Source organism: Nocardia sp. NPDC050697 (assembly GCF_040654395.1).
Classification (GTDB): Bacteria; Actinomycetota; Actinomycetes; order Mycobacteriales; family Mycobacteriaceae; genus Nocardia.
The window spans coordinates 391,820-407,848 of record NZ_JBFAHY010000004.1 but is presented as its reverse complement, the minus strand read 5'-3'; the positions used below and the strand labels follow the sequence as shown (position 1 = coordinate 407,848).

Genomic DNA, 16,029 nt, shown 5'->3' with positions numbered 1-16,029 from the left:
TCGTCCGCCGACGTACGCTTGAGTTTATACCCCCTCAACCGACTCCGGCGGTCCCATGGCCTCAGAGTTTAGGGGGTGTCAACCAATCAGCGAGGAGATGACGACGTGGCTTTGAAGGATGTGTGGTTCACCCCGGAGTTTGAGCAGGCGTTCCCGAAGGGGCTGTTCCTGCTGGGTGATATCGAGCCGGTGACTGAGTTCAGCTCCGATCGCAACGCCCCGAAGGTGCAGCGGTTGGACCTGGACCGCGAGGGCAACGGCTCGGGTAAGCGGCTGTGGCGGGGCACGGTGACGGATCCGACGGCGGCGAATGCGAAGACGGCGTCGTTCGACGTGACGTTCGTGGCTGATGTGATGCCGGTTCCCGCGGCGCCGGAGATCGTGCCGGGGATGCGGCCGGTGAAGCTGGCGGGGTTGCAGATCAAGCCGAAGATCGAGGGCAACGGGGAGTTCAAGCGGATCGGCTGGAACATTCGGGCGGCGGGGATCGAGGGCGACACCAACGCCCCGCGCTCCACCGGCAACGGTGCGGCCGCGAAGGCGGTGGCGTGATGAGCTCCATGACCACCGTCCGCTACAGCGACGACGGCATCACGGCCCGCTACATCCCGGGCGATGTCTACCACTACAAGACCTCGCCGGGCAGCATCGTGATCCCGGCGCGGATCGCGGTCGAGCTGGCCGGAGTCGTCGGCGGTGACGCCTCGCTGTCGCTGTCGATCGAGTACGCGCGCAGCCTGCTGGCCGCGCTGCCGGGTGTACTGGCCGAGCACGACGCCGCCGAAGCCGCCCGGACCGACACCACCACCACTGTGGACGCCGGGAAGGCGGCGTAGTCGTGTCCGAGCACTCGACGGCGATGCGGGCGGCCCGGTGGGTCGCGGTCCTGGTGATCGTGACCATCGGCGTCGCCGCCTTCGCCCTCTCCTTCGCCGCGCTCAAGGAGCTGGCGATCATGGCCCGCACCCCGCCCGAGCTGGCGTGGCTGTGGCCGGTGATCGTGGACGGCACGATCATCCAGGCGACCATCTCCATGCTGGTGCTGGCCTCCGGGCCGGAGCGGCGCTGGTTCCTCGGGGTACTGGTCTGCGGCGCCCTGGTCTCTGTGGTCGGCAACTCCGTGCACGCGGCGATGGAAGGTGAGCATCTGCCCTGGTGGGCTGCTGCTCTCGTGGCCGCGGTGGCGCCGGTGTCGCTGCTGGTCGATACCCACGGGCTGGCGATGCTGTTCCGGGCGTCGAACCGCGAGGATGTTCCGGAGGTGGTGGGCGAGCCCGAGCCGTCGCCGGTGGTGGTCTCTGAGCCGATGCCGGCCGATTCTGCTCGCCCGGTCCCCGCGCCGGTCCGTCGTCGCAAGCCCGCAGCCCGGCGCGATCCGGTCAAGGTCGCCAAGGCGATCGAGATGCACGCCGACGGCGTGAAGTTCCCGGAAATCGCTGCCGCGCTAGGGGTCTCTCCCTCGACGGCCCGCAACTACGTCGGCAAGGCCAAGCCCGCCGACACCCCGGCCCCGGGTCCCGAGCCCGTCCCGATCCCCGAGCCTGCCCCGGCGCCCGCGCCGCTCGCGACTCCTGTTCGTCCCGTTATCCCTGTTCGCCCGCGTCCGGTGGTGCAGCCGATGCTGCCGCTCGCGGTGGGAGGTGCCTGACCCATGAACCTCGAAACTCTCCTCGTCGCTACCGGTGCGGTGACCGGTACCGGTGTACTGGCCTGGTGGCGCTACCTCGACGCGATCGCCGTGCGGCCCACCACGCTCACCGCCGAGCAGATCACCGCCGCTGCTCCGCCCGCTCTGCGCCCGGCCGCGTTCATCCTCTTCGACCCCGCCCAGTCCAGCCTGATGTTCGAGGCCCTCGACCTCGGGCACCGTGACCGCGGCTTCCCTGACATCGTGCGCTGGGACTACACCTCGCACGGCATCGATGTTGAGGTGCAGATGCTCGGCGGGCAGAAGCTGAGCGACTGGACCAACGAGGACACCTGCGACCAGCTCGCCACCTACTTCGCCGTCCCCACGGTCACCGCGGCCGGGACCGACCCGAGCCATGTCCGGCTGTCCCTGCGGGTCTTCGACACCCTCTCCGACAGCATCCCTACCGACGTGGTCTCCGGCGCCGTGCAGGAGGCGGCACCGGACCCCGTCACCCCGGCGTCGGTCGGGGTCGACCTGGAGGCGGTCCCGGTCGGGGTCGCTGAGGACGGCTCGCCGTGGCTGCTGCGGGTGCTGGGCTCGCAGATCCTCGTGGCCGGGGCGACCGGCTCGGGTAAGGGCTCGGTGCTGCATTCGATCATCGGCGGTCTCGGCCCCGCGATCCGCGCCGGGCTGGTGGATGTGTGGATGTGTGACCCCAAGGGCGGGGCGGAGTTCGGTAGCGGCGCGGATCGGTTGTTCGTCCGCTTCGGGGTCGACGCCGCCACGATCATCGGAATGCTTTCCGAGGCAGTCGGACTCATGGATGAGCGGCTGGTGCGGATGCGCCGCTCGGGTACCCGCAAGCTCTTCCCGAGCCTCGATGAGCCGTTGATGCTGATCGTCATCGATGAGGCTGCCGCGCTGTCGTCGTACGCGAGCCGGGAGGAGCAGAACGAGTTCCGGCGCCTGTCGGGGCTGCTGCTGTCCAAGGGCCGCGCCGCCGCGGTGGTCGTGGTCGCGGCGTTGCAGGACCCGTCCAAGGAGACCATGCCGAACCGGCAGCTGTTCTCCGTCCGGATCGGGCTGCGCCTGGACGAGCCGACGCAGACCGCGATGGTCCACGGCCAGGGCGCCCGCGAACGGGGTGCTCGCTGCGATCAGATCAGCGAGCTCACTCCGGGTGTCGGCTACGTGGGTGAGGACGGCACGACCGGGTTCAAGCGGGTCCGCGCGTTCTGGGTCTCCGATGACGCGGTCGACGCCATCGTGGACACCTTCTCCCCGGCCCAGCCCGACACCGCCCCCGCGAGCGATTACTCCGACTTCGACCCTGACGACCTCGGCGACGACCAAGGTCCGGTGGCGGCATGACCAACACTCACAAGCCGCGGCTGCTGGACCTGTGCTGCAAGGCCGGTGGCGCCGCAATGGGCTACCACCGCGCGGGATTCGAGGTCGTCGGGGTCGATATCGAGGCCCAGCCCCGGTACCCGTTCGAGTTCCACCAGGCCGACGCCCTCGAATACCTGGCCGCCCACGGCCACGAGTACGACTTAATCCACGCCAGCCCGCCGTGCCAGCTGTTCACCGCCTACCGACGCCGCGGCGGAGGGGTCGGCGACTCCTACCCGAATCTGATTGCCCCGATCCGGCAGCTGTTGCGTGAGCTCGGTCTGCCGTTCGTGATCGAGAACGTCGCCGGAGCACCGCTGTCGGACCCGATCCTGCTGTGTGGCTCCAGCTTCGGGCTCGACGTGCGGCGGCACCGGCTGTTCGAAAGCAACCTGGCGTTGACGGCGCCGCCGTGTGATCACTCCTGGCAGACACCGCGATTTCCTCCCGCTACCAACCGCACCAACCTGCGCCGCACGGTGGAGGTCGGGGTGTGGCGGATCCCGCTGAAGGTGCAGCAGCAGGCGATGGGGATCGACTGGATGAACAGCGCCGAGCTCTCCCAGGCCATCCCCCCGGCCTACACCGAGCACATCGGCCGCGAACTGCTCACCCACCCCATCAACCCTGCCAGGACGGCGGCGGCATGAGCACCGACCGCAAGCCCGCCGCCGACAAGGTGCACCCGATCGTCGCCAAGGCCGCGGCCGAGGTCCGCAAGCGCCGGACCCGCACCACCCCTATCCCGTTCGCCCCGACACCGGGGCAGCTCGAACTGTTCGACCCCGCCAACCTGGAGGACCAGCCGTGAAGACCACCACAACCACCGAGCAGGGCACCGACCCGTTCGACGCCATCCTCACCGGCGCGGGCTACGGCCTGCTCTACACCGGCTACGCTGCCGCGCTGGCGATCAAGTGGGCGGTGCTGTTCCCGGTCATCTCCGGCCCGCTCGGCTTCGCCGTCACCGCGGGCTTGCTGTTCGGCTGGCCGGTCGGCCTCGGGCTCGGGCTCGTGGCCCTCGCGGGGATCATGCTCTGGCGACACCGTCGTCCGGAGATGTTCGAGCGATGGGTCACCGCCCGCGCCCGCACCCGGTTCCTGACCTGGTGGCGCTACACCCGCCGCTGGCGCCGCCTCCTCGATGCCTGCAACCTCACCATCCGCGAGGGCGAGCGCGTCTTCTGCCCGCGGCTGCTCTCGGTCCCGGTCGGTGCTTCCACCGACGTGGTGCGGGTGCGGATGCTCGCCGGGCAATCGCCGGCCGATTTCGAGAACCGCGCCGAGCACCTGGCCCACGCATTCGGTGCCGACGCTGCCCGTGTCGCCATCACCGGCCCGGCCACCGTCGAGCTGTCGCTGCGCTACGGCGATTCCCTGGCCGAGGTGATCGACCTCCCGTCCCACCGTCCGCTGCCCGGCTCGGGCTCGAACGACAAGGACGCCGCATGACCCACACCGCCCCGGTGGTGAACGATGACCCGTCACAGCCCGCGATCCGGCAGACTGCGGCGGATCGTCGTGCGCTCCCGAACCTCGACGCCATCGCCGAATCCGCCGCCGACAAGGAAGGCATCTGCGCCCGCGTCCTGCCGATGCGCGCAGTGGAGGTCGAGACCGGCCGGGTGAGCTACATCGGCGCCCCCTGCAAGTCCACCCTCGAATCCGTCTGCCCGGCCTGCGCGAAGGCGGCCCGGTACACGCGCATGATGCAGTGCACGGAAGGGTGGTGCCTCGACGCCGAGCCGGAGGTTCCGACCCCGGAAACCACTGCTGCACAAAACGATCTGCTCGCCGCCCGCGCACACCTGTTCGGCGAGTACCAGAACGCCCGCGGCGCCGAGGATGACGAACTCTGCGCCTCGATCGCCGCGCTGGTGGCCGAGCTCGATGAGGAGCTGCGCGAGCTCGGCGTCCGCGGCCCGTTCCCGCCGCTGGAAGCCCGCCCGAAGCGTAAGGCCAAGTCCACCCGGCGCCGCGATGATGTGCCGGACCTGCCGCGGTTGAAGGTGGCCAAGACCACCGTCGGGCGGGAGTACGGCGGCAAGTACCGCCCCTCGACCTTCTTCACCCTGACCCTGCCCTCCTACGGGCACATCAACCGGGTCCCCGGCCCGACCGGCGAGCAGGTCACCGACGGTTCCCCGCGCGACCCGGAGTCCTACGACTACACCCGCGCCGCGCGCGACATCGTGCACTTCAAAGCGCTCTGGGATCGGTGGGTACAGAACCTGCGCCGGGCGGTGGGCTGGAACGTGCAGTACTTCGCCACGGTCGAGCCGCAGAAGCGCGGCGCCCCGCACATCCACGTAGCCCTGCGCGGCAGCGTGCCGAACGCGGTGCTCAAGCAGGTCACCGCGGCGACCTACCGCAATATCTGGTGGCCGCATCACGACCGCGAGGTCTACAGCGACGGGCACATGCCGGTCTGGGACTACCAGGCAGACACCTTCACCGACCCCGAAACCGGCGCCCCGCTCACCTCGTGGGAGGACGCGCTGGCGGTCATGGATGAGGTCGATGAGCTGGAGCCCTCGCACACGATCCGGTTCGGGGAGCAGTCCAAGCCGGTGCAGATCCTCGCCGGGACCGATGAGCAGGAGCGCAAGGTGCGCTACCTGACCAAGTACCTCACCAAATCGGTCTCGGAGATTCTGACCGCCGACAGCACCCGGGTGGCCGTGCACTACGACCGCCTGGAGGAGGAGTTGAAGCACACCCCGTGCTCGCCCACCTGCGGGGTGTGGCTGCGCTACGGCATCGTCCCCAAGGGCGCCAAGGCGAAAATGGTCCCCGGCCGCTGCAAGGGCAAAGCCCACCGCCGCGACACCCTCGGGCTCCCGGGGCAGCGGGTGCTCGCTTCCGGGTTGTGGACGGGCAAGACGGTGGTCGACCACAAAGCCGATCGCGCGGAGTTCGTCCGCCAGACCCTCGCCGCGGTCGGCATCACCCGCCCCGAACGCCCGGAGCTGCGCATCAGCCTGGTCCGGCCTGGCGACAAGGACGCTCCCCCGCGCTCGCACCTGATCATCGCCACGGTCGCCGAGCGGATTCGCCAGCGCGCCGAGTACGACTCCGCCCGCCTCGCACTCGCAGAGGGGCCACCCGGCCAACCTGACCCCGATTTCGTTCAGCAGTCCGCCGCATAGGAAGAGGTACCCGCCATGTCCAAGCTCCTGACCGAGCAGGAAGTCCGCAAACTGATCCCGATCGGGCACAGCAAGTACTACGAACTCATCGGCACCGGCGCGCTCCGCTCGGTGAAGATCGGGCGCCGCCGCTTCGTCACTGAGCAGGCCGTCACCGACTACATCGCCGGGCTCGACCAGGCTGCCTGATGCCGCGGCAACGCCTCGCCCCCGGTGAGTGGGGCAAGATCACCGTGACCGAGACGGGTCCGGGCAAGTTCACGGCTTCGACCTACGTTCGGGATGAGGATGGGGAGCGCAGGAAGGCTTCCCGGAGCGGCGGAAGTGTTGAGGACGCGCGGCGAAACCTGCAACGGCACTTGAAGGTTCGCACGACACCGCTGTCAGACTCGATGGTCAATGACCGCACGACGCTGGCCGAGCTGTTCGAGCTGTGGCTCGCGTCGAAGAGCAACCTCAAGCGGCAGTCACAGCACCAGTACCGGCAGGCGTGGAAGCGAAACGGCGCCCGGAAGCTGGGAGCGCTGCGGATCCGGGAGCTGCCGACGAGTCGAGCGGAACGGCATCTCGCCGCGGTGGCTGCTCGCTCGGCGTCGAACGCGAAGACGCTGCGGGTGGTGCTGGTCGGCATGTTCGCGATGGCGGTGCGCTTCGACGTGGTGGCGGTGAACCCGATCCGGGAGACGAGCCGGGCGCCAGGAAAGCGATCGAAAGTGCGCGCGCTGACTCCGGCGGAATTCGCGCAGGTGCGGCATGCTGTTCGTGAGTTCCGCGACCAGGAGCGCCGGAACGGTCCGAAACCGGGGCGCCAGCTTCCCGAGTTCGTGGATGTGCTGGTTTCGACCGGGTGCCGGCCGAACGAGATCCTGTCGTTGCGCTGGTCCGATGTGGATCTGTTGGCCGACCCGCCGACGATGACGGTCTCCGGCACGATGCTCGATCACGGCGCCATCGAGGGTGAGGCACTGCATCGGCAGGATGAGCGGAAGGGCGACGCGCCGGATCACACGGTGATCTTGCCCAGGCTCGCGGTGGAGGCGCTGACCACGCTGTTCGGAGCCGCGGCTGGCCCGGATGCTCCGGTGTTCACCAACCGGGACGGCGGCTGGATGAGCTTGGCGAACCTCCGCCGCTCGCTGCGCACCGCGCTGCCCGAGGAACTGCGCTGGGTGACGCCGCGGAGCTTCCGCCCGAGGGTGGCGACGGTGGTGCGGGACAACCTCAGCCCGGCCGACGCGCAGGCGCAGCTGTCGCACGCGAAGCTCGCCACGACCGAGCGGCATTACCTGGAGCGAAAGACCGTCGGCCCGGACGCCAGAATCGCGCTCGATCGGTACGCCGAGGGAAAGTAGCGACTTGTTTGTAGTCGGAAAGTACCGAATTCCGGGCTCGGCGCTTCGGGATACGAAGAAGCCCCTCACCGCTTATGCTGGTGAGGGGCTTTCCACTGCTCCCCCATCTGGACTCGAACCAGAAACCTGCCGATTAACAGTCGGCTGCTCTGCCAATTGAGCTATAGGGGACTACCACGACCTTCCCTGTCCGGGCTGGCCGAGAGGAAACTTTAGCGTATGCACCGACGCCAGCCCAAATCGCGGTTCTAGCTGGGAACATGCCCGGATCGACAGGTGGGGCGGGGGTCGGGCAGGATGGTGGGCGCGGACAGGCGAATCGGGAGGAGCTCACAGGCATGCTGCGGTTGATCATCGGTGTCGCGGCCGGGTACGTGCTGGGTAGCAAGGCGGGACGGGCGCGGTACGAGCAGATCTCCGCGGCGACGCGGGCGGTGGCGGGCAGTCCGGTCACGCGGAAGCTGGTGCTGGTCGGCAGGCAGCGGCTGTCGGACCGGTTGAGCACGCAGCAGAAGCTGGAGCCGATGGAGCCGCTGGGCGAGCGCACCACGATCCTGGTGCCGCACGATCAGCTGCGGCGCGGGGCGCGTTAACCGCTGGTGGCGAAGTCGCCGTGGTTGCCCATGGCCTGCGTGAGCAGGCTCTTGCGGTACTGCTCGAGCGCGACCAGGTCGCCGAAGAGCGCCATGTAGTCCTGATCGGTCGATGACACCCGCTGCAGCTTGGACTTGAGCTCGGCGATCTGCCTGCCGACCCAGGCCTCCTGGGCCCTGGCCAGCACGCCGGTGACGAAGCGCGGGATGTCGGCGTCGGTCTTGACCGGGAGCGGCTGGCCGGCGAGTTCGCTGATCAGGCCGCGCAGGGTGAGGTCGTCGGCGCGGTCGGCGACGGCGCTGATCCAGGCGGCGCCGTCGAGGCCCGCTGCGGTGCCGCCGGCCTCGGCGATGAGGGCGCGGACGGCGGCCAGGGTGGGGTGGGTGAAGACCTCGGGCTCCAGCGCGTCGAAGGCGACGCCGGCGATGCCGGGGTACTGCAGCGCGGCGGCGAGGGCCTGGCGCTGCGGGATGAGCGCGGGGTCGGCGAGCGGGCTCGGCTCGGGGCGCGGGGCGGGGGCGGCGACGGTGGCGCCCGCGCGGCGGTGCTCGGTACGGGGGCCGCGGCGGGCCTCCTCGCCGACGCGGCGCACCACGGTCTGGATGTCGTCCCAGCCGACCCACCCGGCCAGCTTGGTCGCGTACGCCTTGCGCAGCGCGTTGTCCTTGATCCGCGCCACCACCGGCACGGCGCGGCGCAGCGCCTCGACCTGACCTTCGGCGGTGTCCAGGTTGTGCTCGGCGAGCAGGCCGCGGATGACGAACTCGTAGAGCGGGGTGCGGCGGGCCACGAGGTCGCGCAGGGCGGCGTCGCCGGAGTGCTGGCGCAGGTCGCAGGGGTCCTGGCCGTCGGGGGCGACGGCGATGTAGGTCTGCCCGGCCAGTTTCTGGTCGCCGGAGAAGGCCTTAACGGCCGCGGCCTGCCCGGCGGCGTCGCCGTCGAAGGTGTAGATGATCTCGCCGCGCCAGAAGTTGTCGTCCATGAGCAGCCTGCGCAGGATGGCCATGTGGTCGTCGCCGAAGGCGGTGCCGCAGGAGGCGACCGCCGTCTTCACGCCGGCCAGGTGCATGGCCATGACATCGGTGTAGCCCTCGACCACCACCGCCTGGTGGCCCTTGGCGATCTCGCGCTTGGCCAGGTCGAGCCCGAAGAGCACCTGGGACTTCTTGTAGAGCAGGGTCTCCGGCGTGTTGACGTACTTGCCGGGCATGGTGTCGTCCTCGAAGAGCTTGCGCGCGCCGAAGCCGATGACGTCGCCGCCGAGGTTCCGGATCGGCCACAGCAGCCGCCGGTGGAAGCGGTCGATCGGGCCGTGCCTGCCCTGCTTGGAGAGCCCGGCGGCCTCCAGCTCCTTGAACTCGAACCCGCGGGTGAGCAGGTGCTTGCTGAGCGCATCCCAGCCGCCGGGGGCGTAGCCGCAGCCGAACTGGCGGGCGGCGGCGGAGTCGAAGTTGCGCTCGGTCAGGTAGTTCCGCGCGGCCTCGGCCTCGGGCTGGTTCAGCTGGGCCTGGTAGAACTCGTGCGCGGCGGCATTGGCCGCGACCAGCCTGGCCCTGGTCCCGCGGTCGCGCTGCACCGAGGTGCCGCCGCCCTCGTAGTTGATCCGGTAGCCGAGCCGGTCGGCCATCTGCTCGACGGCCTCGACGAAGCCGATGTGCTCGATCTTCTGCAGGAAGGCGTAGACGTCGCCGCCCTCGCCGCAGCCGAAGCAGTGGAAGAGCCCGAGGTGCGGGCGCACGTGGAAGGACGGCGACTTCTCGTCGTGGAACGGGCAGAGCCCGCGCATGGACTGCGGCCCGGCGCTGCGCAGCGCGACGTACTCACCCACCACGTCCTCGATCCGGACGCGTTCTCTGATCGCCGCGATATCGCGGTCGGGAAGTCGTCCGGCCACGGGTCGAGTCTAGGTCAGCCGGGCAGGGTGGTGGCCACCCGCTCCAGGCGGCTCTCGGTGTAGGAGGCGATCTGGTCGACGATCACCCGGACCCGCGCGGTGTCGTCGCCCGCCGCCTTCCACCACGGCAGCAGCACCGGGTCGAGGTAGCGCGGGGCCGCCTGGAGCAGCGCCTCGGCGACGGCGAGGATGGTCGCGCGCTGCTCGGCCTGGCGCATCTTGTGCACCCGGTCGGACATGACGTAGCGCAGCGCGACGGTCTTGAGCACGGCGACCTCGGCGGCCACGACCCGCGGCACCTCCAGGTCGGCGGCGTACCGGGTGAGCGGCTCCGGCCCCGCGACCACCCTGGTGGCGGCGACCGCGGCGGTGGTGAAGCGCCCGACCAGCTCGCTGGTCAGCCGCTTGAGCGCGACCGAGGCGCGGAAGGTGGCGTCGTAGCCGGTGGCGTCGGCGACCACCGGGAGCTCGGAGAGGCGCTGGGCGGCGGCGCAGAGCTCGTCCACCGAGAGGTCGCGGTTGTGCCCGAGCGCGGCGAGGGCGCGCTGCTCGGCGGGGTCGGCGAGGGCCCGCAGGTCGATGCGGCCGGCGATCACGCCGTCCTCCACGTCGTGCACCGAGTAGGCGACGTCGTCGGCCCAGTCCATGACCTGGCACTCCAGCGTCTGCCTGCGCTCGGGGGCGCCCTCCCGCACCCAGGCCAGCCGGTCGGCGTCGACGGCGTAGGCGCCGAACTTGCTGCGCGGGGCATCGCGCACCCACGGGTACTTGATGGCGGCGTCCAGGGCGGCCCTGGTGAGGTTGAGCCCGGCCGAGGCGCCCTCGGGGGTGACCACCTTGGGCTCCAGCCGGGTGAGGATGCGCAGGTTCTGCGCGTTGCCCTCGAAGCCGCCGTACGCCTCGGCGAAGATGTCGAGCGCGCGCTCGCCGTTGTGGCCGTACGGCGGGTGGCCGATGTCGTGCGCGAGCCCGGCCAGGTCGGCGAGGTCGGGGTCGCAGCCGAGGCCGTCGGCGATGCCGCGGCCGATCTGCGCGACCTCCAGCGAGTGGGTGAGCCTGGTGCGCGGGGTGTCGCCGTCGCGTGGCCCCATCACCTGGGTCTTGTCCGCGAGCCGGCGCAGCGCGGCGGAGTGCAGCACCCGGGCCCGGTCGCGGGCGAACTCGGTGCGGTGCCCGGTCTCCTCGCTGCCGGGGCCGAGCCCGGCGCTCTTGGCCGCCTCCCCGGCGATCCGGGCGCGGTCGTGGTCGGTGTAGGTCATTGTCCCGCTGTGTATTCGAAGTCGGCGGAGAAGTGGGTGAGCTGGTACCAGAGCAGCGCGCCGGTCTCCCTGGCGATGCCGTGCGCCTGCGATTCGCGGGTGTAGACGGCGGGGCCGGAGCGGGTGGGCGCGGTCCAGGCCGCCAGTCCGGCGTCGCGCGCCATGGTCCTGGTGCGCAGCGAGTGCCAGGGGTCGCTGACCAGCGCCGCCGACGACCAGCCCCGCTCCCGCATGGCGGCGGCGACCGCCTCGATGCTGCGCAGCGTGTCCGACCCGGTCTCCACCGCGAGGATCGCCTCCTCGGGCACGCCCTGGTCCATGAGGTAGTTCTTGCCGGAGGCGGCCTCGGTGTAGAGGTCGCCCTCCTGTTTGCCGCCGACCGTGATCACCACCGGCGCGACCCCGGCCTTGTACAGCCGGTTGGCCCGCTCCAGCCTGGCCTCGAAGACCGAGGAGGGGGTGCCGGAGTACTGCGCGGCGCCGAGCACCACGATGGCGTCGGCCGGGGTGTAGTCGTCGATCCGTGCCACCTGCCAGACCCGGAGCGCGGTGCCGCCGACCAGCACCATCGCCATCAGCAGCGCGCCGAGGAAGAACCGCGTGATCCAGCGCCACAGCGCCGCGCCGAAGCCGCGCCGCGGGTCGCGCGGCGTCTGCGGCAGCGGGCGGGTCTGCAGCTGAGCGGGATTCACGGGTCAAGTCTGCCAGGTCGGCGCCATACTCACCTCGGGGTAGGTAGCCAACGACGAAGTGCGTACTTGTGGGGGTGTTCCGGGGTCGGGAGGATCGGTGGCGGCGCCGCCCTCGTTCCTCCGATTTCCGGGAGTTCCGTATGACCCCCTCCGTGACCGTGCTCGGTCAGGGCGCCATGGGCCGGGCGCTGGCCAGCGCGCTGCTCGCCGCCGGGTACCCGGCCACCGTCTGGAACCGCACGCCGGGGCGGCCGGTGCCCGCGGGCGCCGCTGAGCTGCCGCTGCCCGAGGCGCTGACCGGCGAACTCGTGATCGTCTGCCTGTTCGACCACGCGTCGATCCACGAGACGCTGGACCCGTTCGCCGGGAAACTCGCCGGGCGGGCCGTCGTCAACCTCACCAGCACCGAGCCCGCCGGTGCCAGGGAACTGGCCGGGTGGGCGGCCGGGCACGGCATCGAGTACCTGGACGGCGGCATCATGGCGACGCCGCCGATGATCGGCGGGCCCGGGGCGTCGCTGCTCTACAGCGGGTCGGCGGCGGTGTTCGAGCGGTACCGGGCGGTGCTCGAGGTGTTCGGCACGGCGGAGTACTTCGGGGCCGACGCCGGGTGCGCCTCGCTCGTCGATTTCGCGCTGCTGGCCGGGATGTACACCATGTTCGCCGGGTTCTACCACGGTGCGGCCATGGTCCGTCCCGCCGGGATTCCGGCCGCGGAGTTCGGCGCGCGGGCTGCCGCCTGGGTCTCCGCCATCGCGGGCTCGCTGCCGGAGATGGGGGCGACGATCGACTCCGGGGACTACGCGGAGCCGCACCAGTCGCTCACCTTCACCAAGGCCGCGCTGGACGCGATCGTGGGCGCCAGCCGGGAGGCCGGGGTGGATCTCGACATCGTCGGGGCGGTCCGGAATCTCGCGGATCGGCAGATCGCGGCGGGGTTCGGGGCGCACAGCTCCGAGCGGATGTTCGAGAGCCTCACCCCACCTGCAGCCCGGTGGCCACCTTCACCTGCACCTGCTGCTCGGTGACCTCCTGCACGGTCACGTTCAGCCCCTCGCCCGCCTGCTGGGTATCCCCCGCCGGCACAGTCACCTGCTGGCCGGCGATCTCCAGGGTGACCAGGTTGCCGTTCACCGCAACGAGTTCCGCGTCCACGCCGAGAATGCTCGCGGAGGCGGAGACGCCGCGCTCGAAGGTGACGAGGCAGCCGGAGACATCGCAGGTGGTCTGCGAGCCGGGCCCCTGCGCGGTGCAGGCCGCGAGCAGCGCCGCCGCACCGGCGGCGAAGAGGGTACGGACGGACATACGGGCCGAAACGGGCATGGGGTCAGTGTAGGGAGCCGGGGCGCGCCCTCACCATCCCCGCTCGCGCCACTCCGCGAGCCGCGGCCGCTCGGCGGCGAGGGTGGTGTCGTCGCCGTGCCCGGGGTAGACGACGGCGTCCTCGTAGCGCTCGAAGAGCTTGGTGCGGACGCCGGTGAGCAGGGATTCGAAGCTCTCGGCGCCGGAGGTCTTGCCGATGCCGCCGGGGAAGAGGCAGTCGCCGGTGAAGATGTGCACCGCGCCGTCGCCGTCGCGCAGGACCAGCGCGACCGAGCCGGGGGTGTGGCCCTGCAGGTGGACGACGTCGAAGCGGAGCTCGCCGATCTCGACGGTGTCGCCGTCGGCGAGCAGCCGGTCGGGGGCGACGGGGAGCGGGCCCGCGTCGAGAGCGTGCGCGGCGGTGCGGGCGCCGGTGGCGGCGGCGACGTCGGCGAGCGCCTGCCAGTGGTCGCCGTGCTGGTGGGTGGTGACGATGAGCTCCACCCGGTCGTTCGCCTCCTGGACGAGCAGGGCGCGGAGCCGGTCGGGTTCGTTGGCGGCGTCGATGAGCAGCGCGGCGCCGGTGGCGGCGCACTGCACCAGGTAGCTGTTGTTGTCCATCGGGCCGACCGACAGTTTGACGATGCGGGCGCCGGGGACGTCGCGCTGCTGCGGGTTCGATCCCGGGGAGACGTGGCCGGTGTAGGGCTGGTCGATCGTGATCACGGTTCGATGCTAGCCAGCGCGCGGCGCGCGGTCTGGTTGGATCGGGGCCATGTCGGTGCTGAAGGTGCGCGTGGTTCTGCTGCTCGCGTTGTTGCTCGCCCTGCTCCCGGTCGCGCCCGCGGGCGCGGAGCCGCCGCTGCGGATCGGGCCGCACGTGCTGGACGAGGCGAACGCGCTCGACACCGCGGGCAGCGATCGGGTGAACGCCGCGGTCGACAACCTCTACGGCAACCACCAGGTGCGGCTCTGGGTGGTCTACGTGCCCGATTTCGACGGCATGGCGCCACAGAGCTGGGCCGAGCGCACCGCGGCGCTCTCCGGCTTCGGCTCGCGCGACCTGCTGCTCGCGGTGGCGACCGAGGACCGGGCGTACTGGTTCGACGGCGAGCTGCCCGCCGGGCTCACCGGCGGCGAGCTGGACGACGTCCTGGCCGAGCGGGTGGAGCCGGAGCTGCGGGCGGAGCGCTGGGCGGGCGCCGGCGTCGCGGCGGCCGACGGCATCGACGCGGCGCTGCGCGGCGGCGGAGTGAGCCCGGTGGGGCTGGTGATCGTGGTGGTGCTGGTGGTGGCGGTCGCCGCGGGGCTGGTCGTGTGGTCGCGGCTCCGGCGAAAGCGCAGGCGTGCCGCGGAATTGGCGGCCGCGCGCAACCTGGACCCGGACAACGTGGCCGGAATGGGCGCGCTCTCGCTGGAGACGCTGCACGCCCGCTCGCGCGAGGTGCTGGTCGAGCTGGACGACGCCATCCGCACCAGCGGCGAGGAGCTGGAGATCGCCACCGGCGAGTTCGGCGCCACCGCGACCACCCCGTTCCGCACCGCGCTGGACAGCGCGCGGCAGGCGGCGAGCCGCGCCTTCCAGCTCAGGCAGCAGCTGGACGACGCCGTCCCGGAGACCCCGGACCAGCAGCGCACGCTGCTGCTGGAGCTGCTCGGCACGGTCGGCAGGGCGGATCGCGAACTGGACGGGCGGGTCGGGGAATTCGACGCCATGCGGGATCTGCTGCTGAACGGCGGTACCCGGCTGGACGCGCTCACCCGCGACCTGGTCGAGCTCACCGGCGCGGTGCCGGGCGCCGAGGCCGAGCTGGCCCGGCTCACCGGCACCTACCCGGCGAGCACGCTCGTCTCGGTCCAGGGCAATGTCGCGGCGGCGCGAGAGCGGATCACCTTCGGCGAGCGGGCGATCGATGCCGGGCGGGCAGCGCTGGCGAAGCCGGTGGGTGAGCAGGGCGAGGCGGTGGCGGCGATCCGCGGCGCCGAGGCGGCGCTCGGCCAGGCCCGCACGCTGCTCGGCGCGATCGCCACGGCGGCCGCGGATATCGCCTCCGCGCGGGCGGGGCTGCCCGCCGCGCTCGCCGAGCTGCGGGCCGATCTGGAGACGGCGGCCGGGCTCACCGCGCACGGCGGGGCGCCGCTGGCGGCCGCGCGCTCGGCCGCGCAGACCGCGCTGGCCGGGGCCGAGGCGGCGGCGGAGAGCGACCCGCTCGGGGCCTTCCGCGAGGTCGTGCGGGCCGACGGCGAGCTGGACCGGGTGATCGCGGCCGCGACCGAGCACCGGCGGGCCGAGGAGGAGCTGCGCGGGCGGCTGGAGCACGCGCTCACCGCGGCGCGCGGGCAGATCGCGGCCGCGGGCGATTTCGTCGGCACCCGGCGCGGCGCGGTGGACGTGCAGGCGCGGACCCGGCTCTCCGAGGCGCAGCGGCGGCTGGACGAGGCGCAGCGGCTGGCCGCGGGCGACCCCGCCGCGGCGCTGGAGAACGCGCGCGCGGCGGCCGAGCTCGGCGGCACCGCGCTGCGCGAGGCGCAGGCCGATGTGCGGCGCTGGGAGGCGAACCGGGCGCCGTCCGGCGGCGGGCAGGCGGGTGCCGTGCTCGGCGGCATCCTGGTGGAGGGTTTGCTGCGCGGTGCCGCCGGGGGTGCGGGCGGGTACCGGCCGCGCTCGTACGGCGGGTCGTCCGGGTCGCGGCGGATCGGGCGCGGCGGGCGGTTCTGAGCCGGGTCCGAGAAATGGCCGGACCCCGAATTCGGGCACGACC

Annotated in this window: 18 protein-coding genes and 1 tRNA gene; 13 read left to right on the top strand and 6 right to left on the bottom strand. The window is 71.7% G+C overall.

The genetic code is table 11. The features are described from left to right. The first annotated feature begins 105 nt into the window (after nt 1-105). The 10 genes from AB0H71_RS17490 to AB0H71_RS17445 are packed head-to-tail and all read left to right on the top strand — an operon-like array spanning nt 106 to nt 7,526. Nucleotides 106-552 carry a hypothetical protein gene (locus AB0H71_RS17490; RefSeq protein WP_357021423.1) on the top strand — a complete coding sequence of 149 codons (447 nt, stop codon included), beginning with the start codon at nt 106-108 and terminating at the stop codon, nt 550-552. After that, complete coding sequence (locus tag AB0H71_RS17485) at nt 552-836, top strand: hypothetical protein (protein WP_357021420.1); 285 nt, start codon at nt 552-554, stop codon at nt 834-836. Before AB0H71_RS17490 ends, AB0H71_RS17485 begins: the two co-directional genes overlap by 1 nt. A gap of 2 nt (nt 837-838) precedes the next feature. Next, nucleotides 839-1,648 carry a DUF2637 domain-containing protein gene (locus AB0H71_RS17480; RefSeq protein WP_357021418.1) on the top strand — a complete coding sequence of 270 codons (810 nt, stop codon included), beginning with the start codon at nt 839-841 and terminating at the stop codon, nt 1,646-1,648. A gap of 3 nt (nt 1,649-1,651) precedes the next feature. Continuing rightward, complete coding sequence (locus AB0H71_RS17475; protein WP_357021415.1) at nt 1,652-3,004, top strand: FtsK/SpoIIIE domain-containing protein; 1,353 nt, start codon at nt 1,652-1,654, stop codon at nt 3,002-3,004. After that, a complete protein-coding gene (locus AB0H71_RS17470) occupies nt 3,001-3,675 on the top strand; it encodes a DNA cytosine methyltransferase (RefSeq protein WP_357021412.1) in 675 nt (224 codons plus the stop codon). Before AB0H71_RS17475 ends, AB0H71_RS17470 begins: the two co-directional genes overlap by 4 nt. Then, a complete protein-coding gene (locus tag AB0H71_RS17465; RefSeq protein ID WP_357021410.1) occupies nt 3,672-3,836 on the top strand; it encodes a hypothetical protein in 165 nt (54 codons plus the stop codon). The genes AB0H71_RS17470 and AB0H71_RS17465 overlap by 4 nt, the downstream gene beginning before the upstream one ends. After that, nucleotides 3,833-4,477 carry a hypothetical protein gene (locus tag AB0H71_RS17460; RefSeq protein WP_357021407.1) on the top strand — a complete coding sequence of 215 codons (645 nt, stop codon included), beginning with the start codon at nt 3,833-3,835 and terminating at the stop codon, nt 4,475-4,477. Before AB0H71_RS17465 ends, AB0H71_RS17460 begins: the two co-directional genes overlap by 4 nt. After that, a complete protein-coding gene (locus tag AB0H71_RS17455) occupies nt 4,474-6,174 on the top strand; it encodes a replication initiator (RefSeq protein WP_357021404.1) in 1,701 nt (566 codons plus the stop codon). Before AB0H71_RS17460 ends, AB0H71_RS17455 begins: the two co-directional genes overlap by 4 nt. Nucleotides 6,175-6,189: 15 nt before the next feature. Then, nucleotides 6,190-6,363 carry a hypothetical protein gene (locus tag AB0H71_RS17450; RefSeq protein WP_357020094.1) on the top strand — a complete coding sequence of 58 codons (174 nt, stop codon included), beginning with the start codon at nt 6,190-6,192 and terminating at the stop codon, nt 6,361-6,363. Beyond that, nucleotides 6,363-7,526 carry a tyrosine-type recombinase/integrase gene (locus tag AB0H71_RS17445; RefSeq protein ID WP_357021401.1) on the top strand — a complete coding sequence of 388 codons (1,164 nt, stop codon included), beginning with the start codon at nt 6,363-6,365 and terminating at the stop codon, nt 7,524-7,526. The genes AB0H71_RS17450 and AB0H71_RS17445 overlap by 1 nt, the downstream gene beginning before the upstream one ends. Nucleotides 7,527-7,624: 98 nt before the next feature. Here the strand turns inward: AB0H71_RS17445 and AB0H71_RS17440 are convergent. After that, nucleotides 7,625-7,697: transfer RNA gene (locus AB0H71_RS17440), tRNA-Asn, on the bottom strand. A 167-nt stretch (nt 7,698-7,864) separates the two neighbouring features. Here AB0H71_RS17440 and AB0H71_RS17435 point away from each other — a divergent pair. Beyond that, nucleotides 7,865-8,119, top strand: a complete 255-nt coding sequence (locus tag AB0H71_RS17435) for a hypothetical protein (RefSeq protein ID WP_357021398.1) — start codon at nt 7,865-7,867, stop codon at nt 8,117-8,119. On the opposite strand, the gene dnaG is transcribed toward AB0H71_RS17435, so the two are convergent. From dnaG to AB0H71_RS17420, 3 genes are read right to left on the bottom strand one after another with little or no spacing between them, the layout of a single operon-like run. Continuing rightward, a complete protein-coding gene (gene dnaG / locus AB0H71_RS17430) occupies nt 8,116-10,014 on the bottom strand; it encodes a DNA primase (RefSeq protein WP_357021396.1) in 1,899 nt (632 codons plus the stop codon). The genes AB0H71_RS17435 and dnaG overlap by 4 nt on opposite strands. 14 nt (nt 10,015-10,028) lie before the next feature. Then, entirely contained in the window at nt 10,029-11,273 is a 1,245-nt protein-coding gene (locus AB0H71_RS17425) for a deoxyguanosinetriphosphate triphosphohydrolase (protein WP_357021393.1), read from the bottom strand. Continuing rightward, nucleotides 11,270-11,848: a YdcF family protein gene (locus AB0H71_RS17420; RefSeq protein ID WP_233021193.1), complete on the bottom strand. Its 579-nt coding sequence runs from the start codon at nt 11,846-11,848 to the stop codon at nt 11,270-11,272. The genes AB0H71_RS17425 and AB0H71_RS17420 overlap by 4 nt, the downstream gene beginning before the upstream one ends. Before the next feature lie 257 nt (nt 11,849-12,105). Here AB0H71_RS17420 and AB0H71_RS17415 point away from each other — a divergent pair, with 257 nt between their 5' ends. Further along, entirely contained in the window at nt 12,106-12,993 is an 888-nt protein-coding gene (locus AB0H71_RS17415) for an NAD(P)-binding domain-containing protein (protein ID WP_357021390.1), read from the top strand. Here AB0H71_RS17415 and AB0H71_RS17410 read toward each other — a convergent pair. Together AB0H71_RS17410 and AB0H71_RS17405 are read right to left on the bottom strand one after the other, a co-directional pair. Then, entirely contained in the window at nt 12,941-13,288 is a 348-nt protein-coding gene (locus tag AB0H71_RS17410; RefSeq protein WP_357021387.1) for a hypothetical protein, read from the bottom strand. The two genes, AB0H71_RS17415 and AB0H71_RS17410, sit on opposite strands and share 53 nt — an antisense overlap. Before the next feature lie 30 nt (nt 13,289-13,318). Continuing rightward, nucleotides 13,319-13,993 carry an MBL fold metallo-hydrolase gene (locus AB0H71_RS17405; protein WP_357021384.1) on the bottom strand — a complete coding sequence of 225 codons (675 nt, stop codon included), beginning with the start codon at nt 13,991-13,993 and terminating at the stop codon, nt 13,319-13,321. A gap of 49 nt (nt 13,994-14,042) precedes the next feature. Between AB0H71_RS17405 and AB0H71_RS17400 the strand changes: the two genes are divergently transcribed. Further along, nucleotides 14,043-15,986, top strand: a complete 1,944-nt coding sequence (locus tag AB0H71_RS17400) for a TPM domain-containing protein (protein WP_357021381.1) — start codon at nt 14,043-14,045, stop codon at nt 15,984-15,986. Nucleotides 15,987-16,029: the final 43 nt, after the last annotated feature.